The organism is Asanoa sp. NPDC049573, assembly GCF_040676615.1.
Taxonomy (GTDB): domain Bacteria; phylum Actinomycetota; class Actinomycetes; order Mycobacteriales; family Micromonosporaceae; genus Asanoa.
Genome location: NZ_JBFAPI010000037.1, coordinates 1 through 26666, shown reverse-complemented (window position 1 = coordinate 26666; position 26666 = coordinate 1). Strand labels below are relative to the sequence as shown.

General features: G+C 66.4%; 20 protein-coding genes. 2 read left to right on the top strand and 18 right to left on the bottom strand.

Annotation, left to right across the window (positions count from 1 at the left end; genetic code table 11):
- Nucleotides 1-4: 4 nt before the first annotated feature.
- The 14 genes from AB0J74_RS37860 to AB0J74_RS37795 all read right to left on the bottom strand — a co-directional run bounded on the left by AB0J74_RS37860 (nt 5) and on the right by AB0J74_RS37795 (nt 17613).
- Nucleotides 5-1123 carry a hypothetical protein gene (locus AB0J74_RS37860; RefSeq protein ID WP_363457804.1) on the bottom strand — a complete coding sequence of 373 codons (1119 nt, stop codon included), beginning with the start codon at nt 1121-1123 and terminating at the stop codon, nt 5-7.
- A gap of 34 nt (nt 1124-1157) precedes the next feature.
- The gene (locus AB0J74_RS37855) at nt 1158-2162 is read right to left on the bottom strand and encodes a cupin domain-containing protein (RefSeq protein ID WP_363457801.1); all 1005 of its coding nucleotides are present in this window, start codon (nt 2160-2162) and stop codon (nt 1158-1160) included.
- A gap of 46 nt (nt 2163-2208) precedes the next feature.
- Nucleotides 2209-3429 carry an MFS transporter gene (locus AB0J74_RS37850; protein WP_363457798.1) on the bottom strand — a complete coding sequence of 407 codons (1221 nt, stop codon included), beginning with the start codon at nt 3427-3429 and terminating at the stop codon, nt 2209-2211.
- A gap of 14 nt (nt 3430-3443) precedes the next feature.
- Entirely contained in the window at nt 3444-4349 is a 906-nt protein-coding gene (locus AB0J74_RS37845) for a TAXI family TRAP transporter solute-binding subunit (protein WP_363457796.1), read from the bottom strand.
- Between the two features lie 98 nt (nt 4350-4447).
- Entirely contained in the window at nt 4448-5353 is a 906-nt protein-coding gene (locus AB0J74_RS37840) for a TAXI family TRAP transporter solute-binding subunit (RefSeq protein ID WP_363457793.1), read from the bottom strand.
- A 45-nt stretch (nt 5354-5398) separates the two neighbouring features.
- Nucleotides 5399-6310, bottom strand: a complete 912-nt coding sequence (locus AB0J74_RS37835) for a TAXI family TRAP transporter solute-binding subunit (protein WP_363457790.1) — start codon at nt 6308-6310, stop codon at nt 5399-5401.
- Nucleotides 6307-8574: a TAXI family TRAP transporter solute-binding subunit gene (locus tag AB0J74_RS37830; protein WP_363457787.1), complete on the bottom strand. Its 2268-nt coding sequence runs from the start codon at nt 8572-8574 to the stop codon at nt 6307-6309. Before AB0J74_RS37830 ends, AB0J74_RS37835 begins: the two co-directional genes overlap by 4 nt.
- Nucleotides 8571-9944 carry a hypothetical protein gene (locus tag AB0J74_RS37825; protein WP_363457784.1) on the bottom strand — a complete coding sequence of 458 codons (1374 nt, stop codon included), beginning with the start codon at nt 9942-9944 and terminating at the stop codon, nt 8571-8573. The genes AB0J74_RS37830 and AB0J74_RS37825 overlap by 4 nt, the downstream gene beginning before the upstream one ends.
- Before the next feature lie 32 nt (nt 9945-9976).
- Nucleotides 9977-10990: an oligopeptide/dipeptide ABC transporter ATP-binding protein gene (locus tag AB0J74_RS37820; protein ID WP_363457781.1), complete on the bottom strand. Its 1014-nt coding sequence runs from the start codon at nt 10988-10990 to the stop codon at nt 9977-9979.
- Nucleotides 10987-12015, bottom strand: coding sequence for an ABC transporter ATP-binding protein (locus AB0J74_RS37815; RefSeq protein WP_363457778.1), 1029 nt, complete (start codon nt 12013-12015; stop codon nt 10987-10989). Before AB0J74_RS37815 ends, AB0J74_RS37820 begins: the two co-directional genes overlap by 4 nt.
- The gene (locus tag AB0J74_RS37810; protein WP_363457775.1) at nt 12012-13904 is read right to left on the bottom strand and encodes a prolyl oligopeptidase family serine peptidase; all 1893 of its coding nucleotides are present in this window, start codon (nt 13902-13904) and stop codon (nt 12012-12014) included. The genes AB0J74_RS37815 and AB0J74_RS37810 overlap by 4 nt, the downstream gene beginning before the upstream one ends.
- Before the next feature lie 88 nt (nt 13905-13992).
- Entirely contained in the window at nt 13993-15564 is a 1572-nt protein-coding gene (locus AB0J74_RS37805) for an ABC transporter substrate-binding protein (RefSeq protein WP_363457773.1), read from the bottom strand.
- A 76-nt stretch (nt 15565-15640) separates the two neighbouring features.
- Nucleotides 15641-16552, bottom strand: a complete 912-nt coding sequence (locus AB0J74_RS37800; protein WP_363457770.1) for an ABC transporter permease — start codon at nt 16550-16552, stop codon at nt 15641-15643.
- A gap of 59 nt (nt 16553-16611) precedes the next feature.
- Nucleotides 16612-17613 (bottom strand): ABC transporter permease, encoded by a 1002-nt coding sequence (locus AB0J74_RS37795; protein ID WP_363457767.1) that lies wholly within the window; start codon nt 17611-17613, stop codon nt 16612-16614.
- Nucleotides 17614-17681: 68 nt separating this feature from the next.
- Between AB0J74_RS37795 and AB0J74_RS37790 the strand changes: the two genes are divergently transcribed.
- On the top strand, nt 17682-21077 hold the full coding sequence (locus tag AB0J74_RS37790) for an AAA family ATPase (RefSeq protein WP_363457763.1): 3396 nt from the start codon (nt 17682-17684) through the stop codon (nt 21075-21077).
- 72 nt (nt 21078-21149) lie between these two features.
- On the opposite strand, the gene AB0J74_RS37785 is transcribed toward AB0J74_RS37790, so the two are convergent.
- On the bottom strand, nt 21150-22055 hold the full coding sequence (locus AB0J74_RS37785; RefSeq protein ID WP_363457761.1) for a TAXI family TRAP transporter solute-binding subunit: 906 nt from the start codon (nt 22053-22055) through the stop codon (nt 21150-21152).
- A gap of 102 nt (nt 22056-22157) precedes the next feature.
- On the opposite strand from AB0J74_RS37785, the gene AB0J74_RS37780 reads away from it, so the two are divergent.
- Nucleotides 22158-23372, top strand: a complete 1215-nt coding sequence (locus AB0J74_RS37780) for an MFS transporter (RefSeq protein WP_363457758.1) — start codon at nt 22158-22160, stop codon at nt 23370-23372.
- Here AB0J74_RS37780 and AB0J74_RS37775 read toward each other — a convergent pair.
- The 3 genes from AB0J74_RS37775 to AB0J74_RS37765 all read right to left on the bottom strand — a co-directional run.
- Nucleotides 23297-25501, bottom strand: coding sequence for a hypothetical protein (locus AB0J74_RS37775; protein WP_363457755.1), 2205 nt, complete (start codon nt 25499-25501; stop codon nt 23297-23299). The two genes, AB0J74_RS37780 and AB0J74_RS37775, sit on opposite strands and share 76 nt — an antisense overlap.
- Nucleotides 25502-25523: 22 nt before the next feature.
- Complete coding sequence (locus AB0J74_RS37770) at nt 25524-26351, bottom strand: CbbQ/NirQ/NorQ/GpvN family protein (RefSeq protein ID WP_363457753.1); 828 nt, start codon at nt 26349-26351, stop codon at nt 25524-25526.
- Nucleotides 26352-26393: 42 nt separating this feature from the next.
- Nucleotides 26394-26666, bottom strand: a 273-nt coding sequence (locus AB0J74_RS37765) for an FCD domain-containing protein (protein ID WP_363457750.1), incomplete at its 5' end; no start/stop codon positions are given.

Below are 26666 nucleotides of genomic sequence, written 5' to 3'. Positions count from 1 at the left end.
CCCGTCACGACTTGGGCGGGAGGTCGGGCAGCTCGGCCTCGTAGGCGGAGTCCATCTGTGGCACCAGGCCGTTCTTCGCGAGCGCGGCGGCGAAGGTCTCGCGGACCACGGGCGCCTCGTCGACGTAGTCGATCTGGTCGCCGCCGATGCGCTGGCTGATCCACGCCTTCGGCACACCCTGCGCGTTGCGGATCGAGACACCCTCGTGCTTGAACGCGAGGTAGCGAGCCGGCTCCGTCCCGGTGTTGAAATGCTGGTGGTACCACATGTTCGGCGGAACGATGAGGCTGCCGGGCTGCCAATCGTAGCGGTGCGGTTCCTCGCCCTCGGGCCACATGAGGCTGAAACCCTCACCCGACAAGATGATGACGTGCGCGCCCGGACCGTGCCGGTGACCCTTCTTGTAGGTCGCGGTCGGGAATTGCGAGATGTGGCTGTTCATCGACCCGCGGGCCATCGAGAAGCGGATGTGCCCGCCACCCGCGCCGCGCTCCTTGGCCGAAATCAACTGGAGGTTGACGGCGTCGGCGACGAAGTTCGTCTTGAGTAGCAGGCCGTCGACCTCGTCCTTGTCGGCGAAGTAGTCCGGCTCGCCGGCGAACTTCGCCTTGAAGTCGTAAGGGGTGTTGAAGACGAACTCCGCGTCGTCGTACAGGTTGACGATGGGCGGCGCGTTCGTCGAGGAGACGAAGCGGGCCACCGCGCTGCCCGAGCCGTTGAAATGCTGGTGCCACGTGTTGAGCGGGATGGCGAACATCGAGCCCGGGCCCCACTCGAAGGTGACCTTCTGCCCCGCGTCATTCCACACCGAGGTGGAACCGTGGCCCGAGAGGATGAGGATCATCTCCTCGAACAGCTGGCGCTGCGGGTTGAGTTCGCCGCCTGCCGGGACCTCGCAGACGTAGCAGTCGTTCGAAGTGCGCGACGCCTCGTGGTTGATGTAGACCCCGCGCCCGCCACGGCGGGCCCACGGCTTGAGCTCCACCTCGTTGAGGTTGGGAACCCAGTGGGCGCCGATGATGTCCAGCCCTTCTGCGGCGACCCAGCGTACATAGGGCGAGGACTTCTCGGTCTTGAATTTGCTTGCCAGTTCGTCGGAGACGGTGGCATCTTTTTCGGCCACAGTGGACCTCCTTTGTTGTCGCAGTATTGGGTCGCTACGCTGATGCCGGTTCGAAGTAGTGCACGGCGTCGTAACCAAGGTGCTTGAACAGGCGGTTCTGCGACGAGATCATGCGAAGCGGCGTGCCATCGGCCGCGAAGTGCTGTGCGATGGTGTTCTGGGGGATGTAGAGCGTGTCACCCTTGTTGAAGTCGTAGCGCTTCGGCTCGAGGGCGATGCGGGCGTAATACTTCTCCGCGATCTCGGCCTGCACCTCCCAGTGCAGCGAATAGCCGCTGCCGGACTTGATATACATGACCTCGTCCGCCATCTTCCAGTACTTGCCCGAGCGGCCGCCTGCGGGAATGTCGAGCTCATAAACGTCGACGCTCCACTGCCGGTGGTTGTTCTGTGCGATGGAGTTGATGGTGCGCACCCGACCGAGCGGTGTGTTCTCCCAGGTGGTGTCTTCGACGCTGACGACCTTCTTGCGATCGACCGAGCCCGGCGTCCAGATCCGGCCCCACTCCTCGCGCTCGCCGAACTCGTCGGGCCGATCGATGGGACCTGGGCGGCCCTGCTGAATCAGGCCCATGAACATCCACGTGGACTTCGCCTTCATGACGAGACAGAGGGCCTTCTCGTCATAGGGGTTGTTGTGCTGGTGGAACGAATCGGGGTGGACGAAGACGAGGTCGTCCTTCTTCCAGTCGTAACGGATGCCGTCGTGCATCTCGAAGCCGCGGCCGTCGAGAATGTAGAAGCACGCCTCGTTCTGGTGCCCGTGGCCGTTCGCGCGACTCCGCGGGGCGAGCTCGACGAAGTGGATCTGCAGCGTCTGGGTGAGGAACTGGTCGTCACCAGGTCCGATGCGCCACCAACCGCGCCCCTTGGAGGATGCCCGCTCCTCGGCCGTGCCCGAGTGTCCGACCGAGCCGTCGTCGACGACGACCGACTCGTCGCGCACCCGGGGTGCGGCGAGCTGCGCCTGCCGGATGTGGTCGAGGCCGTACGACTCCGAGTACATGCCACGAACGAAGGTGCGTTCTGCCTTCTCCATACGTGATCTCCTTCAATGGTTGTTTCCGGCGATAGGTATGTGGTGCCTAGACGGGTACCGGCTGCACTTTCCGCGGGCCGTCGTACACCCGGACGGAGTTGCGGTGCAGGAGGAACGATCCCGAGAAGACGAGCGTGATGAGACCCCCGACCGCCATGCCGCCGGCGGGCCCGAAGGCGGAGGCGAGCGTCCCGACGACGATCTGCCCGAACGACGGGCCACCGCCGGAGGCGACCTGGTAGAGCGAGGTGACCCGGCCGCGTAGTTCATCCGGGGTATCGAGCTGCACCGCCGATTGCCGGATCACCGTCGCGAGCGCGTCCGTCCAACCGAGTGCCAGGGCCGCCGCGACCGTGAACGCGAGGATCGACGACAACCCGAGGCCGATGCACGCCACGCCGTACGCCATCGTCGAGTACAGGACGATGAGGCCCTGCCTGCCGCCGCTGCGCACCACCCGGAACACGGTCCAGGTCGCCAACAACGCGCCGGCACTCGGCAGGGACGAGAGGATGCCGTAGCCGAACTCACCGATATGGAGAACGTTCGTCGCGAGGGCGGGCAGGACAACCCGGTAGGCGCCGAAGAGCTGGGCGGACAGGTCCAGCGCGATGAATTGGAGGACAAGTGGGCGCTTCGCCACATACTTGGCGCCCTCGACGAGATCGGCGGTGAACGATGCCGCCTTCTTGCCTCCCGGCAGCGGCTTGACGCGGATGAAGCCTACGAGCACGACGAGCACCGCGTAGGAGAACGTGTCGAAGACGTAGACCCAGCCGACACTGCCCACCGACATGATGAGACCGCCGAACGCCGGGCCGACGAGGATCGCCAGTTCGCGTGATGGGTTGACGATGGCGATCGCCTCAGGCAGTTGCTCAGGCCGCACGAGGGCCGGGACGAGCGCCGTACGCGCGGGCCGGTCGAAGGACGAGGACGCCGTGACGAACAGGACCGCGACCAGGATCTGCCATACCTGGATGTGCCCGATGAAGGTGAACACCGCGAGGAACAGCGCCCCGAGCAGCGACACCGACTGGCTGGCCTGCAGGAGTCGACGCCGGTCCAGCCGATCCGCGAGGACGCCACCGATCGGGTTGAGGACCACGGTGCCGACACCCTGGGCCACGCCGACGAGCCCGGTCACCGAGATGGACCCGCTGATCTGGTAGACCTGGAAAAGCACGGCGGCCTGGGTGGCACGGGTGCCCAGGTTGGACGCCACCGTGCCTATCCAGAAGAACGAGAAGTCCCGGTTGCGCAGCAACTGGCCCAGCGCGCTCAGAGCAGGCCCACTTCGCGGTAGTAACGCTCAGCGCCAGCGTGCAGCGGTAGTGGGTCGCCCACCGTCACGGTTTCCGGGTCCCAGGCCATCTGGACGGCCTGACCGAAGAACGTGCGGCGGTTCGTGTCGTAGAGCTTCGTGAGGTCGTAGACGAACTGCTCGTCGGTTGACTCCGGCAGGTAGATGAGCAGGTCGCTGATCCGGTCGAGCGCCTTGACCCAACGGTCTACGCCGCGCAGGAAGTGGAACGGAACCTCGCCCGGCGTCCCGTGACCGGCTGCGGTCAGCTTCGCGAGCAACTCGTCGTCGAGGTCGAGGAACCTCAGGTTCATCAGCTCCGTCGCGGCCGCCCAGTGCCGGGTGACCATGCTGCGTCCCATGTAGAGGTTGCCGATGATGACGTCGAAGTCGGTGGAGCGGTAGTCGTTCCCACCGATCTCGCGAACCGTGCCGCCCTTCGCCTCGATCTCCTCCTTCGTGAGGTGGTAATACTTCAGCACCTCGTTGGGCACGACAGAGGCGATGGACTTGAGGTTGTGGGTGACGAGCCGGATCGGGTAGTCGGACTCCGCGATCTCCTTGAGGCTGGTGAACCCGAGTTCCCATCGGGCCGCCGCGGTCAGCCAGGACGGGCGGCGCACCCGACCGACGGCGCGCAGCGGAACGAACGTCTCACCCTGGAAGAGGTGCTCGCCACGAACGGCCCAGCCGAGGGTCTGTGGGACGGTGGCGCCGAAATCCGCCTTGCCGCCGCCGACGTACCGGGGGTTGTTCGTCGATCCGGACTCGCTGAGCACCTCGACCTCGTACCCCAGCGGCTCCAGCAGGCGACGGGTGATGTGGCCGATGATCCACCACGGCTCGCCGACGCCACTGCCGGCAAACTTCAACTCTTTCGCCATCGCCATGACCTGCCCTACCCATCTGTCCGCCTGCGTTCATGAGCCTTAAACAACCTACATGCGCAATGGTTTGTTGGTCTATCCTTTGGGCCAAGCCGCTACAGGCGCCCGGCCTCCTCGTAGTACCGCCGCGCACCCGCGTGCAGTTCCAGCGGAGCGGTCGACGTCACCGCCGCCGGGTCCCACACCATGTGAACCGCCTGGTTGAAGAACACCTCGCGGTTTGTGTCATACAGCTTCGTGAGGTCGTAGACGAACTGCTCGTCCGCTGACTCCGGCAGGTAGATGATGATGTCGAGATTGCGCTGCAGCACCTTGACCCGTCGGTCGACCCCGCGCAGGAAGTGGAACGGGATCTCCCCGCGAGTGCCCTCGCCGCGTGCCTCGAATTGGTCCAGCAGCTCGTCGTCGAAATCGAAGAAGCGCAGGTTCTCGTGCTCCGACGCGGTGTACCAGTGTTTGGTCACCGCGGTGCGTCCCATGTAGAGGTTGGCGACGATGACATCCGCGTCCCCGGCCCGGAAGTCGCCCTTGCCGATCTCCTTGACGGTGCCGCCCCGCGCCTCAACCTCTTCTTTGGTCAGGTGGTAGTACTTCAGTAGCTCGTTGGGAACAACCCCGGCGATCGACGACAGGTCGTGCGTCTGGACCCGAACCGGGTAGTCCGACTCCCCGATCTCCTTCAAGCTTGTGAAGCCGAGCTCCCAGCGTGCCGCGGCGGCGAGCCAGGCCGGGCGCACCAGGCGGCCGACCGCGCGCAGCGGCGCGATGTCGTCGTCCTTGAAGAGGTGCTCTCGGCGCGTTGCCCAGCCCAGCGTTTGGACGACACACGCGCCGACGTCGGCCTTGCCGCCGCCGACGTACCGGGGATTGTTCGTCGACCCGGACTTACTGAGTACCTCGACCTCGTATCCGAGGGGCGCCAGGAGGCGCCTGGTGACGTCGCCGACCACCCACCACGGCTCCCCGACGCCGCTACCAGCAAATTTCAGACTTTTCGACATCCTTGTCCCTTCACTGTGATGAATTGATACGGCGGGGCGCGACGGTCAGAGGATTCCGACTTCGCGGTAGTAGCGCTCCGCGCCGGGATGGAGGTCCAACGGCGGGTTCGTCCTGGCGACTCGACCCGGGTCCCATGCCATGTGGAGGGATTGGTTGAAGAACATTCCCCGGTTGTCGTCGTAGAGCTTCGTCAGGTCGTGGACGAAGTCCTCGTCGAGGTCCGCCGGGCAGTAGATGATGAGCCCGAACTCACGCTCCAGCGCCTTGACCGGGCGGTCCACGCCGCGCAGGAAGTGGAACGGAATCTCACCTGCCTTACCGTTTCCCTCGGCGATGTACTGCTGAAGCAATGCCTCGTCGATGTCGAAGAAGCGCAGGTTCATGTGCTCGGAAGCGGTCATCCAGTGCTTGGTCACGGCGGTGCGGCCCAGGTACAGGTTGGCGACGATCAGGTCGACGTCGCCGGCGCGCAGGTCACCACCCTTGCCGAAATTGCGGACCGAGCCGCCCCGCGCCTCGATCGCTTCCTTCGTCAGGCCGTGGTGCGCGAGCAACGTGCGGTGCAGCAGGCTGCCGATGGAGTCCCACGCGTGCGTCTCGACCCGCAACGGGTAGTCGGACGCGACGAGCTCGGCCATGCTGGTGAAGCCGAGCTCGTGGCGCGCGGCCACGCCGAGCCACGCGGGCCGGGACAGGCGCGCGATGGCCCGCAGCGGCACGAAATCCTCACCCGTGAAGTTGTGCTCACCCTTGACCGCCCAGCCGACGATCTGTTCCACGACGACACCGAAGTCGGCCTTGCCGCGCCCGACGAATCGCGGGTTCTCGTCCGCCGCCGACTGCGTGAGTACCTCGACCGAGTAACCGTGCGGCTCGAGCAGACGCCGGGTGATATCGCCGACGATCCACCAGGGTTCGCCAACGGTGCTGCCTGCCCATCTCAGATCCTTCTTCACAACTCTCCTACTTCCCGGTAGTAGCGCTCCGCGCCTGGATGCAGCTCCAGCGGGCCGGTGTGCACGGCTTGCGCCGGGTCCCAGGCCATGTGGAAGGACTGGTTGAAGAAGATGCCCCGGTTGGTGTCGTAGAGCTTCGTCAAGGTGTGTACGAAGTCCTCGTCCGCGTCGGCCGGGCAGTAGATGAGGAGGTCGATGGCCTGCCGCAGTGCCTTGATCGGGCGATCCACCCCGCGCAGGAAGTGGAAGGGGATCTCCCCGGGTTGGCCATGTCCGTTCGCCGTCAACTGGGCGAGGATGTCATCGCCCAACTCCAGGAACCGCATGTTCTGGTGCTCGGTCGCGGTGAACCAGTTCTGCGTCACCGCGGTGCGACCCAGGTACAGGTTGCCGATGATGAAGTCGGCATCACCCGCCCGGTAGTCGCCCCTGCCGATGACCCGGGTGGTGCCGCCCTTCGCCTCGATCTCTTCGGGCGTGAGGTGGTAATGGGTGAGCACCTCCATCGGGAGGACGGCAGCGATCGTGTCCAGCGCGTGCGTCTCCAGGCGCAACGGATATCCGGAGGCGGCGACCTCCTCGATGGTCGTGAAACCCAGTTCCGCGCGCACGGCGATGCCCAGCCAGGCGGGGCGAACCAGCCGCCCGATGGCGCGCATCGGCGCGAACGTCTCGCCCTGGTAGAGATGCTCACCGTTGACCGCCCAGCGGATCGTCGGAATGACCGACGCGCCGAGCTCGGCCTTGCCGCCGCCGACGTAGCGCGGGTTCTTCGTCGAGCCGGACTCGGAGAGCACCTCGACCTGGTAGCCAAGCGGTTCCAGCAGTCGCCGGGTGACATCACCCACCACCCACCATGGTTCGCCGACTGAGCTTCCGGCGAATCTGATCTTCCTTGACTTCTTGAGGAAGAAACCCTTCTGGATGGCCTGGTTCCACTGTCGACAGACAGCGGGCAGGATGCCGTGCGGCAGGTTCGGCTCGGCACCCCAGAGCTGGTGTACGCCGGCCTGGAAATGCGTGAGGGCTATGCGAGGGGCCGGGTTCATCGCCTCGAACGCCGGCATGACGACCTCCTCGTACACCTCCTTGCTGTGGTCCCGGCTGTTCTTCGAAATTCCGAACAACGTGTTCGGCACCGGCTTGACTCCGGGGCCCGTCAGCTCACGTGCGAGGCCCAGATAGTGCTGGACCATCTCGTCCGTCTCGGCCTCCGACAGGCCCAGTCGCTCCGCCGTCACCTGCGCCGCCTGGGTAAGCGCCGGCTGGATGTCTTCGGTGATGACGTACTCGCACTTGAAGAGCGGCCGCGCCAGCAGCTTGTCCCACTTCTCGAAGATCTCCTCCATGAGGGACGGCAGCCGCATGAGCGCCGCGGGTCCTTCCTTGCCCAGTGCCTCCGGGCCCGCGTACCTGGCCAGGTCGCGCCACGAGCGGATGTTGACCTCGTAGAACGGGTCGGCGCGCTTGGTGTGGTTCGCCGCGGTCTTGAGTCGCTCGTAGCCCTCCACCTTGCCCAGCGCGCCGCCCCACGCCTGCAGGCGCTCGGCGATATAGCCGAAGGGAGAGTTCTCCGTGGCAAGGATTCCCTCGACGTTGGGCACCCGCTGGGACAACATGCACACCTGCGGCCCACCCGTCGAGTGGCCCTGCACGTAGATCGAGTACTCGTCGACCGGGAAGTGCCGGCGCATCGCCTCGACGAATCCCGCCTCCATGACGAGCGGCCACGCCGCCATCCGGTACCAGAACGTCGTGCCCGGCTTGGCGTGGACGAGGGTACGCGTCCCGTACCGAGCCGCCTTGGACGTGTCATGGACAAGCTCGTACTGGTCCGGGGTGATGAACTCGTCCTTGAGCCAGATCGGGGTACGGACCGTGCCGTCCGGATTCATCGTGTCCCCGGGCCAGTTACGGCTCGGATCCTGCAGGTAGAGCCGACCCGGGAACGTCCCGGACACCACCCGCCAGCCGAACTTCGAGGAGAGCATCGTCGCGAACGGGATCATCTGCCGCCAGTCGTCCTGACCGCCGTGCAGGAGGAACGCGCCGATCTTCTTTCCATCCGCGCCCACCGCGATCGCGGCCGGGTCAGCGGGTTCGTAGACCCGGACACCGATATCCCACTGCATGCCCGCGACCTCGATGCGGAACACGTCCTCCGTGTCCGTGATCTCGATCGTCGGCATCGCGGCGACATTCGCTGTCGCCTGCACGCATTCGTCAAGGCTCACAACCCGTGCGGGCTCCCAGTGGTCGGTCATGGGCGCCCTTCCCGGACGAAGAATCCTCGGGTGATGGCCTGATCCCACTGTTGGACGACGGCGGGCAATATTCCCTGCGGAAGGTCCGGTTCGGACCGCCACAACATGTGGGTTCCGGCCTGGAAGTGCTGCAGTCCGACCCGCGGCGCCGGACTCATCGCGGCGAAGTGCGGCAGGGTGATCTGCTCGAACGCCTCCGGGCTCGCATCCCGGCTGTGCCGCGCGATCCCGAACAGCGTGTTCGGCATCGGCTTGGCCCCCGGGCCGGACAACTCACGCGTGAAGCCGAGATAGTGCTCGACCATCTCCTGTGTCTCGGCATGGGAGAGGCCCAACCGCTCCGCGGTCACCTGCGCGCCCTGCGTCAACGACGCCACGATGTTGTGCGTCACGGGGTATTCACACTTGAAAAGTGGCCGCACCAGTTGTTTGTCCCAGCCCTCGATCACCTCCTCCATGAGGGAGGGCAAGCGCATGAGCGCCGCCGGACCTTCCTTGCCCAATGCCTCGGGACCGTAGTAGCGGGCGATGTCGCGCCAGGAGCGCAGATACACCTCGTAGAACGGGTCGACGCGCCCCTCATAGCTGGCGGTCTCGGTGAAGAGGTCGTACCCCTCCACCTTGCCGAGCGAACCACTCCACATCTGCATCCGCTCGGTGATGACCCCGAACATCGAGTTCTCGGCGGCGAGCAGGCCCGCACAGTTCGGCACCCGCTGTGCGAGCATCATGGTCATCGCGCCGCCGGTCGAGTGTCCCTGCATATACACGGAGAACTCGTCCACGGGGAAATGCCGCCCCATCGCCTCGACCATGCCCGCTTCCAGGGCCAGCGGCGACGCCGCCATCCTGAACCAGAAAGTCGTCCCAGGCTTGGCGTGGACAACCGTTCGCGTCCCGTACCGCGCCTTGAGCCGGGTGTCCTTGACCACGTCATACTGGTCCGCGGTTATCAGCTCGTCGGTCAGCCAGATCGGCGTGCGGACCGTGCCGTCCGGATTGATGGTGTCCCCCGGCCAGTCGCGGCTCGGATCCTGCAAATACAAGCGGCCCGGGAAGGTGCCGGTCACCACCTTGTAGCCGAACTTCGCGGAAAGCATCGTCGCGAACGGAAGCATCTGGCGCCAGTCGTCCTGGCCGCCGTGGAGCAGGAACACGCCGATCTTCTTGCCGTCCGCGCCTACCGCCGTCGAGCCACCCACCGGCTCGTGCACGTGGACGCCGATATCCCACTGCATCCCGGCCGCGTCGATGCGGAACACGTCCTCCGTGTCCGTGATGTCAAGCGTTGGCAGCGCCGCGACATCAGCGGTCGCCTGCACACACTCCTCGACGCTCACAACCCGCGCGGGCTCCCAACGATCAGTCATGTCTACCCTTCCCTGGGCTTCCCTCGCGGTCGTCACGCTTGCGGGAGCACCGTCTTCGGGCCGGCGAAATGGCAGGCCGCGGAATGGTCGGTCCCGCCGAGGTCGCGCAGCGCGGGAGACTCCTTCGAACAGATCTCCTCGGCCCGGAAACAGCGGGGGTGGAAATGACATCCCGACGGTGGATTGCTCGGGCTCGCGGCGTCGCCACGCAGAACGATGCGGTTGGACATCCCACGCTGTTTCGGGTTCTCGATCGGCACGGCCGACAGGAGCGCCTGCGTGTAGGGGTGGGACGGATTGTCGAAGATCTCGGCCAACGGCCCGGTCTCGACTATCCGGCCCAGGTAGATGATGGCCACCCGGTCGCACATCTGGCGCACGACAGACAGGTCGTGTGAGATGAAGAGGTAGGCGAGGCCCAGCTCCTGCTGGATGTCCTTGAGCAGGTTGACGATCTGGGCCTGCAACGAGACATCGAGCGCGGAGACGGGCTCGTCGAGAATGAGCAGCTGAGGGTTGAGCGCCAGGGCCCGCGCGATGCCGACCCGCTGGCGCTGCCCACCGGACAGCGCGTGCGGGTAGCGATCGCCATGGCTGTATTCAAGCCCGACAAGGCGGAGCAACTCGTTCACTCGCGCGACCCTGGAGGCGCGATCCCCGACGCCGGCGACAACCATCGGCTCCGCGATGATGGAACGCACCGTCATTCGGGGGTCGAGGGACGAATACGGGTCCTGGAAGACGATCTGGAACTGGCGCCGGAACTTGCGGAACTCCCGTTCGGAGACGTCCTGCACCGCCCGGCCGTCGAAAACGACGCGACCGCCGGTGGGGCGCTCGAGCCGCATGATCGCTCGTCCGGTCGTCGTCTTGCCGGAACCGGATTCGCCGACGAGCCCCAGGGTTTCGCCCAGCGCCAGCGTGAGGTCGACACCGTCCACCGCCTTGATGGTGGAGCGGCGTTGTCCGAAGAAGCCCGCGCGAACCGGGAAATGGACCTCCAGGCCCTCCGTCTTCAGCAGCGGCTGCGGCTCTACCGCACTCATGACTGCGCTCCCCGCAATTCGTCGCTGAAATGGCAGGCGGTCCAGCGACCGCCGATGTCGATGAGCTCCGGAGCCTCCGTCCGGCACCGCTCCCGCCCCTTCGTGATGGAGCACCGGGGATGGAAGGAGCAGCCGGTGGGCAGGTGTGCGATGTTCGGCGGATTGCCAGGAATCGAGTTGAGTCGCTCGACCCGCTCGCTGACCCGCAGCGCGCTGCCCAGCAAGCCCTTGGTGTAGGGGTGGCGGGGATCGTCGAACAACTCGGTCACGGAGCCCGCCTCGACGACGCGACCGGCGTACATGACCATGACCCGGTCGGCCATCTCTGCGATGACGCCGAGGTCGTGGGTGATGAGGATGACCGCGGCGTCCGTCTCGTCCTTCGCCTTGCGCAGAACGTCGAGAACCTGGGCCTGTATCGTCACGTCAAGCGCCGTCGTCGGCTCGTCGGCGATCAGCACCCGGGGCGAGTTCGCGATCGCCATCGCGATCATCACGCGCTGGCGCATACCGCCCGAGAATTGATGCGGATACTGCTTCACCCGCTGCTCCGGGTCGGCGACACCGACGATCCGCAGCAACTCGACGACGCGTTCCTTGCGCGCCGCTTTGCTGAGCTGCGGGCTGTGGAGCTTCAGGGTTTCTTCGAGCTGATGCCCGATGCGCTGCACCGGGTTGAGGGAGGACATGGGGTCTTGGAAGACCATCGCGATCAGGCCACCACGGATCTTGCGGCGTTCCTCGGCGGACATCTTCATCAGGTCTTTGCCGTCGAACAGGACCTGCCCAGATGTCACTCGGCCGGGCGTCAACCCAAGCATCGACATCATGGAGACCGACTTCCCGGAGCCGGACTCGCCGACGACACCGAGCGTCTCGCCCGGGTAGAGCCCGAAGGCCACATCGGTGACAGCCGGTAGCGTGGCATCGAGCCCGACGAAGACGACGGAGAGATTCTCGACCTCGAGCAGCGGGTCCTCGGACCGGCCGGGAACCCTGGTCAGGCTGTTCGCGGCAATAGTCATGACACCTTTTCCTCAGCGATCTGTGGAGCATCCAGATGCTCCGCCAAGAACTTGACGATCCGTTCGCCCTGATCGCGCATGGTCGAGCGATACCGCAGCAGCGAGTGATCGTCGTCGGGGTACTCGACGTAGTCGACCAGGTCGCCCTTTCCGAGTTCCTTCATCCGAGCGACCCAGCGCCGCGACTCGTTGAGCGGCACCGACCCATCCCGGCGGGCGCTGAGCAGCAACTGCGGAACGGTGACGTGCTCGACGAAATTAAGTGGCGAGCGCTCTTCGTAACGGTCGGGAATCTCGGTGTAGGAGCCACCCATCTCCTCCCGGGCCCGCTGCGGGTCGCGCGTCGCGGTCGCGTAGCGCGCCTGGCCGGTGAACCGATCCATCGCGATCCACTTCCACGCCGAGACGGGCGCTCGGATCACCTGTGCGTCGAACACCTGCGGTGCGCGCGTGGCGATCAGGAAGCTCATATAGCCACCACCGCTGCCTCCCCACGTCGCCTTCCGGTGGAAGTCGACGTAGGGCAACTCGGCGATGAGGCCGAGCACGCCCATGACGTCGGAGAACTCGACCCCGCCCCAATCACCGTCGTGGAGATCGTGGAAGGCCGCGCCGAGCCCCTTGGTGCCGCGCGGGTTGGGCGCGACGAGGACGACCCCACGGCTGATGACCCACTGCCACAGGGCGTTCATCGTGTGCGTCCAGCAGCCCGGGTGACCGTGGAGGGCGACGACGACCGGGTACTTCCTCGCCGGGTCGAAGTTCGCCGGCTTGAAGACGAGCGTCCGGATCGGCAGGCTGTCCTCCGCCGGATACCAGGCCTCCTCGGCGACCGGCAGGCGGTCGGCGTCGAGGCTGCCCATGGAGAAGGTGATCTGGCGTGGCTCCCCGCCGTTCGGCGAGACCGCCCAGATGTCATGCACCCTGTTGGAGGCGCCCTCCAGGTAATAGACCGAGGCGCCGTCGGGCGAGAACTGTGGGCTCCCACGCATCGCGGTGCCGCTCGTCAAGGTCACGAGATCGCCGGTGCCGTCGGCGCGCAACACCCCGACCTGGTTGCTCAGGCCCACGCCGTCGGCGAACGTCAGGGTGATCGACTGCCCGTCGGGCGACCAGGAGCCTCCCGAATGCTGGCGCGGGAGTCGCGTCAGGCCGGTCAACTCGCCGGTGGCGAGGTCGACGACGGCGAGCTGACTGAATCCGCTGTCACTGGCCGAGACGAGGACGCGCCCCGAATCCGGCGAGAAGACGGGGCTGGTCACCTTGCTCCACGCGTCCACAACGAGTCGGCGCTCGACGCCCGTGGCGATTTCGTGCAGCCAGGTGTCTCCGCGGCGCTCGAATGCGATCCACCGACCGTCGGGCGACCAGACCGGGAACCGCTCGTTGTCGCTTCCCGGTGACAAGAGCCGAGGCCAAGCGGCGGGTGTACGCAGGTCCAGAAGGGACACCTTCGTTCCCCGGCCCGTGCGGGTGAAGTAGGCAAGCGTCGAGCCATCCGGCGACGGCGCGGGACTCGTCTCGATCATCGCGTCGTGGAAGGTGTGCTGGCGCAGGTCGCCCCCGTCAAGCGATACCGAGAAGATGTTGTCGATCGCCTGGTAGTAGCGCGAGCTGGTGAAGTAGACCCGCCCGTCGGTCACGGCGATCTGCGCCTTGGGCTCGGCGCGATGCTGCGCCAATGGCGAGGTCTGCAGCTCCGGGTGAAAGACGCCGGTGAGCCGCACCGGGTCGCCACCGCTGACATCCGCCCTGAAGACCTCCGCCGTGCCGGTCTCGAGCGAATCACGGACGAACACGAGCCCCGACCCATCGGAAAGCGGCACGAACTCCTTGACATGGGCCGCGGAAAGAAAGTCACTCAGCGAGTACGACGGTTCGGTGGTCATCCAGGCGCCCTCTCATGGGTCTCACGGCCCCCACGGGATGGCCCGCCGTCACTTTCGGCGTGCGGACCAGCCCGCGGCGGTCTAACAACTACTTCTGAAGCACGTCGATGTCATTGCCGTTGATCCACTCACCGGCGTTCGGTTGCCACTTGATGTTGTCGGCGGTCGCCCACAGGTTTTCGTAGGTGCCGAACCACACGGCCGCGTCCTGGTCCATGAGCATGTTGCCGGCGTCCTTGAGCAGCTGTTCGCGCTTGGTGGTGTCAGGTTCGGCGGCCTGCTTGGTGAGGACATCGTTGAGCGCCGGGTCGTTCCACATGGTTCGCTTCGACTGCCCGGCGAGCCAGTACTGCGTGTAGACGGCACCGGCGTCCTGGTAACCACCCTTGGTGATGAGGTAGAACCCAACCTTGCCCTTGCTCTGGTTCGCGGACAGGACCGCGAAGTCAGGTGAGTCGAATTGAACGTCGAAGCCGACTGCCTTGAGCTGCTCCACGATCACCTGGTTGACCTGGGTGTCACCCGGGTAGGTTCCCGTCGCCGAGGTGAACGTGATCTTGACGGGCTGACCACCGCCGATCTCCTTGACCAGCGCCTTCGCCGCATCCGGGTCGTAGACGTGGCCCTTCCAGCCCGGGTCCGCGCCGGGAATGAAGTCCGGCATCGGGCCCTTCATCTCCGTCAGCGTGCCGTCGAACACGCCCTCGACGATGGTGTGTACGTCGATCGCCTTGCTGATGGCCTCGCGCACCCGCGGGTCGTCAAACGGCTTGATCGTCGGGTTGAACGGCGTGAACAGGATGCGCACACCGGGGTTGGTGACGAGCTTGACCCCCGGGGTGTTCTTCACCGTCGGGATGTCCTGCGAGGGCAGCTCACGAATGATCTGGACCTCACCGGACTTGAGCGCCGCGAGCCGTGCCGCGTCGTCCGGGATGACCTTGAGGACGAGCTTCTTGACGCTCGGCTTTTCGCCCCAGAAGTTGTCGTTGCGAACCAGCGTCATCTGCTGACCCTCGACCCAACTCTCCATCTTGAAGGGGCCGGTGCCGATCATCGCGTGGTTGGCGGCGTCTTCGCTCATCGTGTCGTAGGCGTGCTTCGACACGATCATGCGGCCCTCGATGTCCGAGAGGAACGAGGCGATGGGCGTGTCGAGGGTAAGCACCACTGTGGACTGATCCGGCGCTTCCATCTTCGTCACATGGGCGAAGTGGCTCGCCATGAGCGAGTCGGGGTGGTTCTTGATGCGGTCGAAGCTGAACAGCACATCGTCGACGGTGAACGGCGTCCCGTCGGAGAACTTCACGCCCTGACGCAGGTGGAACGTCCAGGTCTTCAGGTCCTGGCTGCTCTCCCAACTCGTGGCGAGGTACGGGTCATACGCTTTCTTGTCGTAGTTCCAGTCGAGCAATGCGTCGAAGATGTTGCCCCACTGCGAGTTGCCGGAGCCCGTACCGCTTTGGGCGTAGATGTTCCACGACGGCGGCTCGTCCTGCTCGCCCACGGTCACCGTGGAGTCCTGGACGATGACGCCCGAAGACGTCGCGCCGGCACCTCCCGAACCGCTACCGCCGTTACAAGCCGTCAAAGCGAAGACGCCGACCGTCGCCAGCGCGATGAACACTGTGCGGCGTCTCTTTCTGCTTCCGAGAGTCATCTTTCACCTCTTTCTGGTTGACCGAGATCTGCAACGGCGAACTGTCGAGTTAATGGCTTCGGTGAAGTGCCGCGCTCTATCGAGCGCGATTCCTCAGCCGGGGATCGGTGAGGTCGCGAATCCCATCGCCCATGATGTTGGCGGCGATGACGATGAGGAACAGGGCGACGCCGGGCGGGATCGTCAGCCAGGGGTCGGCGTACATGTAGTTCCGGCCATCGGCGAGCATGTTGCCCCACGTGGGGGTGGCGATCGGCACGCCAAGACCGAGGAAGCTCAGGCCTGCCTCGCCGAGGATCGCTCCCGAGATGGAGAACGTAGCCACGACGATGGACGGCGCGACCACGGCAGGCAGGACGTGCCTGTTCATGAGCCGGAACCAGTGGGAGCCCATGGCTTCGGCGGCCAGGACGTATTCGCGGGTTCGTTGACTCAGTGCCTCGGATCGCGCGACCCGGTTGAACGCGGGCCAGCGGGACAGCACGAGGATGAGCACAACTTTCCAGGTGCCGGCGCCCGTGATGGCAACCAGCAGGATCGCAAGCAGAATGAACGGGAACGCCTGGAAGAGCACGACGACTCGCTGGATGGCCGCGTCCACCCACCCGCCCAGATACCCGCCGATGACACCGGTTGTCACACCGATGAAGGCGGCCCCGATGGCCGTGGCGACCCCGACCAGCAGGGAGATCCGGGCACCGTAGATGAGGCGGCTGAGGATGTCACGCCCCAGATAGTCAGTGCCGAGGAGATGGGACATGCTGCCACCACCGGCCCACGCCGGCGGCTTGAGCTTGTTAACCAGATCCTGCGCGTACGGGTCATGTGGCGACAGCAGGCCGGCGAATACGGCGATGACGACGAAGCCCAACAGGATGCCGCCACCCACCGCGACGTTCCACCCACCCGGACGACGCATCAGCCGGCGCGCCTTCGCCCAGAACGACAGGCGGCGCACGGGAGTGGGAAGCTCAACCGCGGCGCTCATGCTGCCTCCTTGCTCGTAACTGGTCGATCGCCGTCGAAAAACCCTTCAGCATGGCCATGTCAGTACTTGATCCTCGGGTCGATGAAGCAGTAGGCGATATCTACGGCCAGGTTCGTCAGCACGAAGACGACGGCGAACATCAGCACCGTGGCCTGAATGACCGGGTAGTCGCGGAAATCCACGGCGTTGACGAGCGTCTGTCCCAACCCGGGCCACGAGAAGATGGTTTCCACGACGATCGATCCGCTGAGCAGCGAGGCGGCCTCTAGGCCCATGACCGTGGCGACGGGGCGACCGGCGTTGCGCAGGGCATGGCGGAAGTTCACGGTGCTCTCCCGGGCACCCTTGGCCCGGGCGGTGCGGATGTAGTCGTCGCCCAGCACCTCGAGCATGCTCGAGCGCGTCATCCGCACGAGCAGACCGGTCATGGCCGCGCCGAGCGTGATGGCCGGCAGGGCGACGTACCGCAGCGATGTGAAGAACAGCCCTGGGTCGAGGTGGATGATGGCATCGACGAAGTTCACCCCGGTAGGACCGGGGGGTACGACGTCAGCGGGTAACCGGCCGCCCGTGGGGAACCACCCCGTCGGCACGGCTACATAGATGATGAGCAGTAGCCCGATCCAGAACGTCGGAGCCGAGATTCCGATGAGACCGACAACGCTGGCCGTGCGGTCCTGCCACTTGTTGTGCTTGGTCGACGCGATGGCGCCCAATGCGATGCCGATGATCCACCCGAAGAGCAGGGCGGCGATCGCCAGGTCGAGCGTGGCGGGCAGGCGCCTCCACAGGAGCTCACTGACCGAGCTGTGGTACTGGAACGACGTACCCAGGTTTCCGTGCAGCAATTGGACCAGATACTTCCAGAACTGCACGAGCACCGGGTCGTTCAGCCCGTACAGCTCGGTCATTCGCTGCCGGTCGAGCTCGGTGGCATTCTCGGGCAGCATCGCCGAAACCGGGTCGCCCGGTACGAGCCGGGTGATAAAGAAGATGATCACGACGATGGCGAGAAGCAGGGGGATCGCTCCGAGCACGCGCCGCACGACGTAGCTGGTCAACTGCCTGTCATCCCCTGTCTCTCCCTCATGGTGGGAACTCGGCCTCGATACGGCGGTAGCGCGTCCGGGTGGAACGCGAGTGGTCGACGCGTTGCATTGGACTAACCATTGCATCACTATTCGCCGCGGGTCAAGATGGTCTCCCGGATGAATTGGGAAGCCGTGACTCGATCGCAACGTCCGGCCCGCCCCAGACCACGGCCGGGGTCCTACGAGGAGGTAGCTGGATGTCAGCGCGCGTCGGTACGCAGTTCCGGGCCATCGTTGATGCTCGCCCCACGGATTACCGCGCAGCCGTGCCAGGCGCCGTTCTCGTGGCGACGGATCTGCGCGCCTCGGGGATCGCCGATGGTGACCTACTGCGCCTGACGACCGCCCGCGGTCGCGTCGGCCTGGTCACGGTGGCGCCGACGGACACGTCTCCCGAAGAGGCGCTGGACGACGGCGCGATCCGGATCGACAGGCTGACTCGCCAGGCGATCAAGGCCTACCCCAACGAGCCCGTAACCGTCGAGGTCGTCGAGCTGCCTCCGGCGTCCGAGGTCAGCCTCGTCCCGAGCGTTGCGCTGGGCGCCCACCACGCCAACGTCGTCCCCGCGCTGAAGTCGATGCTCGTGACAAACCGGGTGGCGCTGCGCGAGGGCATGCTCACCTACTTCAAGCCGCCGGATCGGCTGGTCGGGATCACCTTCGAGGTGCATGCCGTGGCGGGCCGAGAGGGCCTCGTCACCGCGGACACCGACGTCTGGCTCATCTCCGCCGACCACGAGCACGGCCCGGGCGAGGGTCATGACCACCACGACCGGCCGAGCACGGTGCTCGACACGACCTTCGAGGATGTCGGCGGCCTGACGACCCAGCTGCGCGAGGTGCGCGAATACGTCGAACTTCCACTGTTGTTCCCCCACGTCTACCGCCAGCTCGGCATCGACGCGCCCCGAGGGGTGATCCTCCACGGTGCTCCCGGAACAGGAAAGACCCTCCTGGCCCGCAGCGTTGCCAACGAGGTCAACGCGAGCTACTGGCACATCGACGGCCCCGAGATCGTCGGCACCTACAGCGGCGAGACCGAGGCGAACCTGCGCAAGGTGTTCGCGGAGGCGAGCGCGTCGGCCCCCGCGATCATCCTCATCGACGAAATCGACGCGATCGCGACCGTGCGGCGAACGGCGTCCAGCAGCTCCGAATCGCGGGCAGTGACGCAGCTGCTCGCCCTCATGGACGGGCTCGGGCGGGCCGAAGGGCTGCTCGTCATCGGCACCACCAACAGGCTGCACGCCATCGACCCGGCCTTGCGCCGGGCCGGCCGGTTCGACCGCGAGATCTTCTTCCCCACTCCCACCCCCGGCGAACGCGAACAGATCCTGCGGGTCCACTGCCGGGAGATGCCGCTCGACGACAGGGCCCTCGACACCCTCGGCGAAATCTCGTCCCAGGCGCACGGGTTCGTCGGCGCCGACCTCATGGAGCTCGCCCGGGAGGCCGGCCTCCACGCGCTGCGCCGGGCAGCGGCCCGCTTCGTGGCGGCCCCGTCCCTGGCCAACAGCCCCGATCCCGCCGATCTCATCGTGCGGGCGGACGACTTCCGCGCCGCGCTGCGCACCGTGCGTCCGGCGGCACTGCGCCAAGCGGCCAGCGAGCATCCAGCGACGCGATGGAGCGACATCGGCGGCTACGACGACGTGAAGAAGCGGCTCCGGTCGATCATCGAGGCGTTCGTTTCCGGCCCATCGACGGGCACCGAGTTGGTCACCGACGCGGGCCTCGTGCTCGCCGGCGCGCCCGGGACCGGCAAGACGGCGTTGGTGCGGGCCATGGCGGGCGAATCCGGCGTCAACCTCGTGACGGTGCACGGGCCGGAACTGTTCTCGCAGTGGCTGGGCGAGACGGAGGAGACCCTGCGGACCGTGTTCGACAGGGCCCGCAACGTGGCGCCGTCGATCCTCTTCTTCGACCAGCTCGATGCCATCGCGCCGCGACAGGGCGGGCGCGGCGATGACGGGGCACGTGCCCAGCGCCGGGTCATCAGCCAGCTCACCGCCGAGCTGGATGCGCTCGATCCGGCCGCACGCGTCCTCGTCGTCGCGGCGTCCAATCGCCCGGCCGATGTCGAGCCGGCGATCCTAAGGCACGGACGACTCGGCGTGCACATCCACGTCCGGGCGCCGAGCGACGACGATCGCGCCGCGATCCTGCACCGGCAGCTTCGCCTCGCCAAGCTCGGCGAACCCGCGGAGGCACTCGTCGCGGCCCTCGTGCCGGTGACCGCCGGGCTCGTCGGCGGCGACCTCGAGTTCGTCTGCCAATCCGCCATCCGGGCGGCCTCGGCCGAGGAACGACCCATCTCACGTGCCGATCTGCTGGCCGCCGTCGACAACGCGCGCGCAATCCAATCGAAGGAGACCCAAGTGGAGACTGAACGGTCCAGGACCCGCGAGCGCGAACAGGTGGCGCAGAACGTCCACGTCCATGCCGAGGACTACGCCAAGGAGCGCATCTACGTACGCCAGGTGAGCAGCTCCCGGTATTCGATCGCCAAGGAACGCCAGGAGCGGCTGGCCAACATTCCGCGGGTCTTCACTGCCTCTGGGGTGGAGGGCTGGGGAGCCGCGAACATCGTCGCCCCGGGCGACGACATCTTTCGTACGCAGTCCCTGCACGTGCATTTCGTCGTCGTCCCGCCGAACGGCCGCAACGACGGTCACGGCCATCAGAACGAGGCCTTCTTCTATGCCCTCGATGGTCACGGGTACGAGCTGCACGACGGCAAGCGCTACGACTGGAACGCGGGCGACGCCATCGCGGTGCACAACGACAGCGTCCACTGGCACAACAACCCGGACCCCGAGAACAAAGCCACCTGCATCATCTTCAAGCCGAAGCCGCTGGCGCTCTTCCTCGGCCTGACCTATCAGGGCAAGATCGGGACCGTCCCGGCGAACGATGAGCTCTGGGAGCCGCGCAGCGAGTGGCTCACTGGGCGCCCCGAGGGCGACGAACTCGTTCCGAAGGTGCTCACTCCCAAGGACACGCCGTGGGAGTGGACACCGTTCGGGCGGGTCCGCCGATTGGCGGGTGAGGGTGTCCCGCTGCGGATCAAGGCGACCGACGTCTACCTGCACGAGATCCCGGCGGGCAGCCGGTCGGGGCGGCGCTGGCAGATGGCGGACGAGGTTTCCTACGTCATCGACGGCGAGGGCTACGACCTGCACTGGGACGTGGAGGCCGAGATCACCGACCAGTACTACGCCCGGATCGCGAAGGAGCCGACCCGGTGGGAGTGGAAGAAGGGTGACGTCATCTGGACGCCCCAGAACACCGTGGTCCAGCGATTCGCCACCGGCACCTCACCCGCGACGCTCATCTCCGGGTCGAACCGGCTCTTCAAGAACCTCGGATACGCACGGATCGTCCATTTCGAGAATGCTCCCGAGTACGACGCCGCGGCGGCTCGTGCTCGGTGAGACGTCACGAGCGGCGGTCCTACCGGACTTCCGGTAGGACCGCCGTCTGGTCGCGCCGCGATGGCCGCCCGACTACAGCAGGCCGGCCTCGCGGTAGTAGCGAACCGCACCCGGGTGCAGTTCGATCCCCTCGGTGTTGGTGACGGCCGCCGGGTCCCAGGCCATGTGGACGGCCTGGTTGAAGAACTGATCCCGGTTGGAGTCGTAGAGCTTCGTCAGGGTGTAGACGAACTCCTCGTCGGTGTCGGCCGGGCAGTAGATGAGGATCCCGTCGACCCGGTCGAGCGCCTTGATCGGGCGGTCGATGCCGCGGAGGAAGTGGAACGGAACATGGCCCGGCTTGCCATGCCCGTCCGCCCCCAATTGGGCGATGAGGTCGTCGGCGAGGTCGAGGAACCGCAGGTTCATGTGCTCCGAGGCCGTCATCCAGTGCTTCGTCACCGCCGTGCGTCCCATGTAGAGGTTGGTGATGATGACGTCGATGTCACCCCCGCGCCAGTCGACGTCGCGCATCCTGCGCACCTCGCCGCCGTTGGCCACGATCTCGTCCTTCGTCAGGTGGTAGTAGGCCAGCACCTTCTTGGGTACGACGGATGCGATGGAGTCCAGGTCGTTGGTCGCCAGCCGGATCGGTCGTCCCGAAGCGGCGATCTGCTCGAGGCTCGTGAAGCCCGTTTCGTAGCGCACCGCCGCCGTGAGCCACGAGGGGCGCCGGACTCGGCCAATCGCACGAACGGGTACGAACGTCTCTCCCTTGAAGTTCTCCTCGCCGCGGACGGCCCAACCGAGCGTCTCCGGGACGGTGGCACCGAAATCGGCCTTGCCGCCGCCGACAAAGCGTGGGTTGTTCGTCGACCCGGAGGCGGTCAGCACCTCGACCTCGTAACCGAGCGGCTCGAGCAACGTCCGCGTCACATCGCCGAGCACCCACCACGGTTCACCCACGGAACTGCCGGCAAACTTCAGGCTCTTCTTCACTAGCCATTCTCCCCACATTGGGCCATCGGGCTATTGGTCATACCTATGTGTTAGGCTACGAACCGCATCGTGCCGTGTCAACGGATCGGATGGTGATGTCGCTTGACGCCGCAGGTGTCCAAAAGCCGACCCTCGATGTTCGCCTCGCTGAGAATCCGCAATTACCGGCTGTATTTCAGCGGGCAAACCGTTTCGGTGGCTGGCAGCTGGATGCAGAACATCGCCGTCGGCTGGCTGGTGCTCGAGCTCACCGGGAGCGGCACGATCCTGGGCTTCGTCACGGCGGCGAAATTCGTTCCCCTTGTCGTGCTCGGGCCATGGGGTGGGCTCGTCGCCGACCGCGTGGACAACCGGAAACTGCTCATCTGGACGCAGGTTGCCCAAGCCGTGCTGACGGCGGTGTTGGCCGCGCTCGTCTGGGCTGGTGCCGCCACCGTGCCGATCCTGGTGACGCTGGTCTTCACCATCGGCCTCGTCAATGTGCTCGACGGTCCGTCGCGCCAGAGCCTCATCCCCCAGCTCGTCCAGCGCGACCTCGTCGCCAATGCGATCGCCCTCAATTCGATCACCCTCAACCTCGCCCGGATCGTCGGCCCGGCGATCGGTGGCGTGCTCATCGCACATCTCGGGCTCACGCCCTGTTTCGTCATCAACGCGCTCTCGTTCGGACCGGTCATCGCGAGCCTGCTCCTGCTGCGCAGCTCGGAGATCATCCCGGCGAAACGCCAGGTGAGCGGCAAGGGTCAGATCAGGGCGGGGGTTGCCTACATCCGCCGGACGCGGTCGCTCGCACTGCCCATGATCATGGTGACCGTCGTGGGCACCCTGGCGTGGGAGTTCCCGGTCACGCTGCCGCTGCTCACGACCACGACCTTCCACCAGGCGGCCAGCGGGTACGGCACCGCGATGTCCTTCCTGGCCGCCGGCGCTCTGCTCGGTGGATTGGTGGCGGCGCGCCGTCACCACATCAGCGTGCGATCGCTCGGCGCTTCGGCCATGCTCTGCGGCCTCACGATCAGCGCCGCGGGGCTCGCGCCGAATCTGGCCCTGGCGCACGTCGCGCTCATGTTCGTCGGGGCCAGCGTGACGAGCTTCAATTCCGCGGCCAAGACGGTCATGCAACTCGCGAGCGCGCCAGAGTTCCGGGGCCGCGTCATGGGACTGTGGCAGATCGCCTGGCAGGGCAGCGCCGTCATCGGCGGGCCCGTCGTCGGATCGATCGGCTCGACCGCCGGCCCCCGCTATGCCCTTCTCACCGGAGGCATCGCGGCCGCGGCCGTCGGCCTGCCCATGGTCGCCCGGCGGACCGCGAGGTAGATATCGGCCAGCGCCTCGGGCAGATCCTGCGGATCCCCGATGACGTGGTATTCGTGGGGATCGCACACCGGAGCCAGGTAGTTCTCCCCATACGGGTCAACCGTGATGAGCAGCGGGTTGACCGCGCGGGAACGGGACTCGGCCAGGGCGTGCGCGGTGTCGGCGACGGCATAGTCGAATTCCGCCTCGCGGCCGTATTCCTTCTGGTATTTCTGGCCGTAGTCGACATCGAACGGCCGCCCATCGGTGACGACAACGAGAATCTTCGTCGCCGCGTCGATCTGCTGCAGCCGGTGAGTCAAATGCCGGATAACCGCGCCGATCCGCGTGGTGTCGTCCGGGACCATGCTCCCGAGCCGGCGCCAAACGACCGGGGTGAGCCGCTCCTCGATGTCTTTGACGACAGAAAGGCGGACATTCTCGCGACCAGTCCCGCTGAAGCCGTAAATACCGAAGGAATCGCCCACCCGATTGAGCGCCTCGGCGACGAGGCTGACGGCATCGCGCTGCAGGTCGAGGATTCGCTGGATGGGCACGCCGGGGTTCACCGCGTCCGGCGGAAGCCACAGGGCGGTCGAACCGGACAGGTCGATCGCGAAGGCGACGGCAACCTCCCGCCGCGGCCGGCGAAGGTCGGTGTAGAGGTGGTCGCTGGGTTCGGCCTTCAGCCGCATGTCGATCATCGCGTCGATCGTCGCGTCGAGATCGAGGTCGTCGCCCGTGCTGGTGCGCCGGGTCGCGGCGGTCGACTGCGGGCTGATGCGCTCGATCGCGCGCACCAGCCGGGAAACGATGTCACCGTAGCGGGCAAGCACTTCGAAGTGGTCGTGCTCCGAGCTGTTCGCCGGCGCCGTGAGCAGTCGCACGAGGGTGTGATCGGGGCGGACCCGCTCGGCGAACCGATCCCATTCGGGATAGGTGAACTCCCGCCGCCCCGTGGCCCGCAACGCCGGTTCCCACACGAGATCGGGCGCGTCGCTGGTCGGCGGCGGAAGGGTCATGCCGCTGTCGGCGGGTCGCCCGTCCGGGCGAGACTCCTCCTGCGGCTTCTCCTCGGCCGGTGGGCGCTCCTCCCCTTCGATGTCGAGGAGATCGTCGTCGCCGGCGTCCGGACCGGGCGCGACCTCACCCTGACCCTCGGCCCGCCGCGCGGCGAGATCGAGCACGTCGGCGAGCGACAGATCGCCTTCGCCGACGCCGACGTAGCGAGGGCCGGGCCAGTCGCGGTAGCGGACATGGTGGTACCAGGGGCCAAGACCGTCGGCGCCGGCCATTCGGCTAGGGAGGGTGGCCATGTCCAGCGGACTCATCGCCTCCGCGTCGCCATCCAGGTCGGCGAACCGCAACTCGCGCACGGTCCGGTGCATGCCGTCGTCCGGCTGTTCGATCAGCAGGTGGCAGATCCGCAACGCCGCCTCGACGCTGGACTCCACGGTGGACAGGGGATCGCGCAGGAGCCGGGCGATCGCCACGATCTGCTCGATGGTCGGCTCCAATTGATGCGGCGCCAGAACCTTGGAGCTGCCGAGGCTGAAGCGGATCAACGCCTCGATCGCCGCCGCGCGCGGGGAGAGCACGGAGGTCTCGGGCCGGTCGTGGAGAGCACCGTGTTGGACGGCGCGCAACGGCCCGGCCAGGCCCGGGAAGAGCCGCGCGGTCGCAGCGTCGATGCGGATGTCCTCGCAGGTCGCGAACATGTGCACGCCAAGCGCGGAATGACCGAAGAGGCCCGCCAGTCGCTCGAGCGCCGGGACGCCCGGGTCGCTGGTGTCGGCCGGACGGAGGCGCCGGAAGAGCGGTTCGTCCCGCTCGAGATCGAGGCGGAACGACCCGAACCGTTCGTGCATGGCCCGATGGGTCATCGCCACCTGGAAGAACTGGCCCGAGGTGAACTCGAAATGCTCGTCGAGCGGCGCCTGCGCCGGCAGCCAGACCTCGGCCTCGGTGTCGGCGCGCTCCCATGGGTTCGCACCGCCGTCGTACGGAATGAGCGAACAGACCTTGCCCGTGAGCGCCCGGTAGTAGAGCGCCAAGTGGTGTCGCGCGCGGTCCTCCGCGGCGGCCTGCTCGAGCGCCTCGAGCACACCGCGCTCCCTGACCAACACCCGGTGGCGGGCGGGAGGCTGCACCTGCGTGACGGTCAACGTCGCCTCACTCGGGGAAGATCGCGCTGACCACGTCGATGATCGCGCGCTGCACGTCGGATTCGTCGCTGAGTGCCTGCACGAGGCCGGCTTCGCAGGCGCGCCGTGGTGCGATGCCCTTGACCATGAGCTCCCCGACATGCACGAGCAGCCTGGTGCCGGGGCCGTCGATGACACCGGCCTCGCCCAGGCGGCGCAGCTGCTCGCCGAGGAACGCCAGTTGCCCCGCCCTCGTCTCGTCGAGCTCCGCCTCGTGCGCGATGATCTGCGTCTCGAGGTCGCTCGCCGGGTAGTCGAAGTCGATGGCCATGAACCGTTGCCGGGTGCTCGGCTTGAGATCCTTGGTCGCCACCTGATAACCGGGGTTGTAGGAGATGACGAGCAGGAAATCGTCATGCGCCTGGACGGTGGTGCCCAGCCGTTCGATGGGCAGCATCCGGCGGTGGTCCGTGAGGGCGTGGAGGATGACGGTCGTGTCCTTGCGAGCCTCGACCACCTCATCGAGATAGCACAGCGCACCGGTGCGCACCGCTTTGGTGAGCGGGCCATCGAGCCAGGTGGTTCCCTCGCCCGAGAGCAGGTAGCGGCCGACCAGGTCGGCCGACGTCAGATCGTCGTGGCAGCTGACGGTGACGAGTGGCTCGGCCGGCGCATCGGGCCGGTTCCCGAACAGCCGCCACGCCATGTGTTCGACGAACCGAGTCTTGCCACAACCGGTCGGCCCCTTGAGCAGCACCGGGATTCGCTGCTCGTAGGCCGCGGAGAAGAGTTCCACCTCATCGCGAACCGGAAGGTAGAACGGTTCGTCAGCATGGCGCAGCCGCGTACTCGTCATGGCCTAACCATACAACCATTAACGATCAGCTCGTCAACGGCCTCAGGACGAGCGGCGTACCCGATCGGCCGTGCGCTTCAGGTGTTTGGTCATGATCGCGATGGCCCGGTCGGCGTCGCGGGCGGCGATCGCGTCGATGAAGGCGGCATGCTCCTGTGTGCCCTTGTGGCCCATCAGCGGCGCGGTCACCTTCGCCTCGACCAACGACATCAACAACGGGCCATGGAACGACTGCACGAGCATCTCGATAGCCGGGTTATGCGTACACGCAGCCACCCGAACATGGAAATCAGCCGACATCGACATGTCATATTC

Coding starts and splice junctions, on each gene's coding strand:
- AB0J74_RS37855 (WP_363457801.1), bottom strand. CDS start 2,162: ATGGAGAAGGCAGAACGCACCTTCGTTCGTGGCATGTACTCGGAGTCG.
- AB0J74_RS37845 (WP_363457796.1), bottom strand. CDS start 4,349: ATGGCGAAAGAGTTGAAGTTTGCCGGCAGTGGCGTCGGCGAGCCGTGG.
- AB0J74_RS37840 (WP_363457793.1), bottom strand. CDS start 5,353: ATGTCGAAAAGTCTGAAATTTGCTGGTAGCGGCGTCGGGGAGCCGTGG.
- AB0J74_RS37830 (WP_363457787.1), bottom strand. CDS start 8,574: ATGACCGACCACTGGGAGCCCGCACGGGTTGTGAGCCTTGACGAATGC.
- AB0J74_RS37825 (WP_363457784.1), bottom strand. CDS start 9,944: ATGACTGATCGTTGGGAGCCCGCGCGGGTTGTGAGCGTCGAGGAGTGT.
- AB0J74_RS37820 (WP_363457781.1), bottom strand. CDS start 10,990: ATGAGTGCGGTAGAGCCGCAGCCGCTGCTGAAGACGGAGGGCCTGGAG.
- AB0J74_RS37815 (WP_363457778.1), bottom strand. CDS start 12,015: ATGACTATTGCCGCGAACAGCCTGACCAGGGTTCCCGGCCGGTCCGAG.
- AB0J74_RS37810 (WP_363457775.1), bottom strand. CDS start 13,904: ATGACCACCGAACCGTCGTACTCGCTGAGTGACTTTCTTTCCGCGGCC.
- AB0J74_RS37805 (WP_363457773.1), bottom strand. CDS start 15,564: ATGACTCTCGGAAGCAGAAAGAGACGCCGCACAGTGTTCATCGCGCTG.
- AB0J74_RS37800 (WP_363457770.1), bottom strand. CDS start 16,552: ATGAGCGCCGCGGTTGAGCTTCCCACTCCCGTGCGCCGCCTGTCGTTC.
- AB0J74_RS37770 (WP_363457753.1), bottom strand. CDS start 26,351: ATGACGAGTACGCGGCTGCGCCATGCTGACGAACCGTTCTACCTTCCG.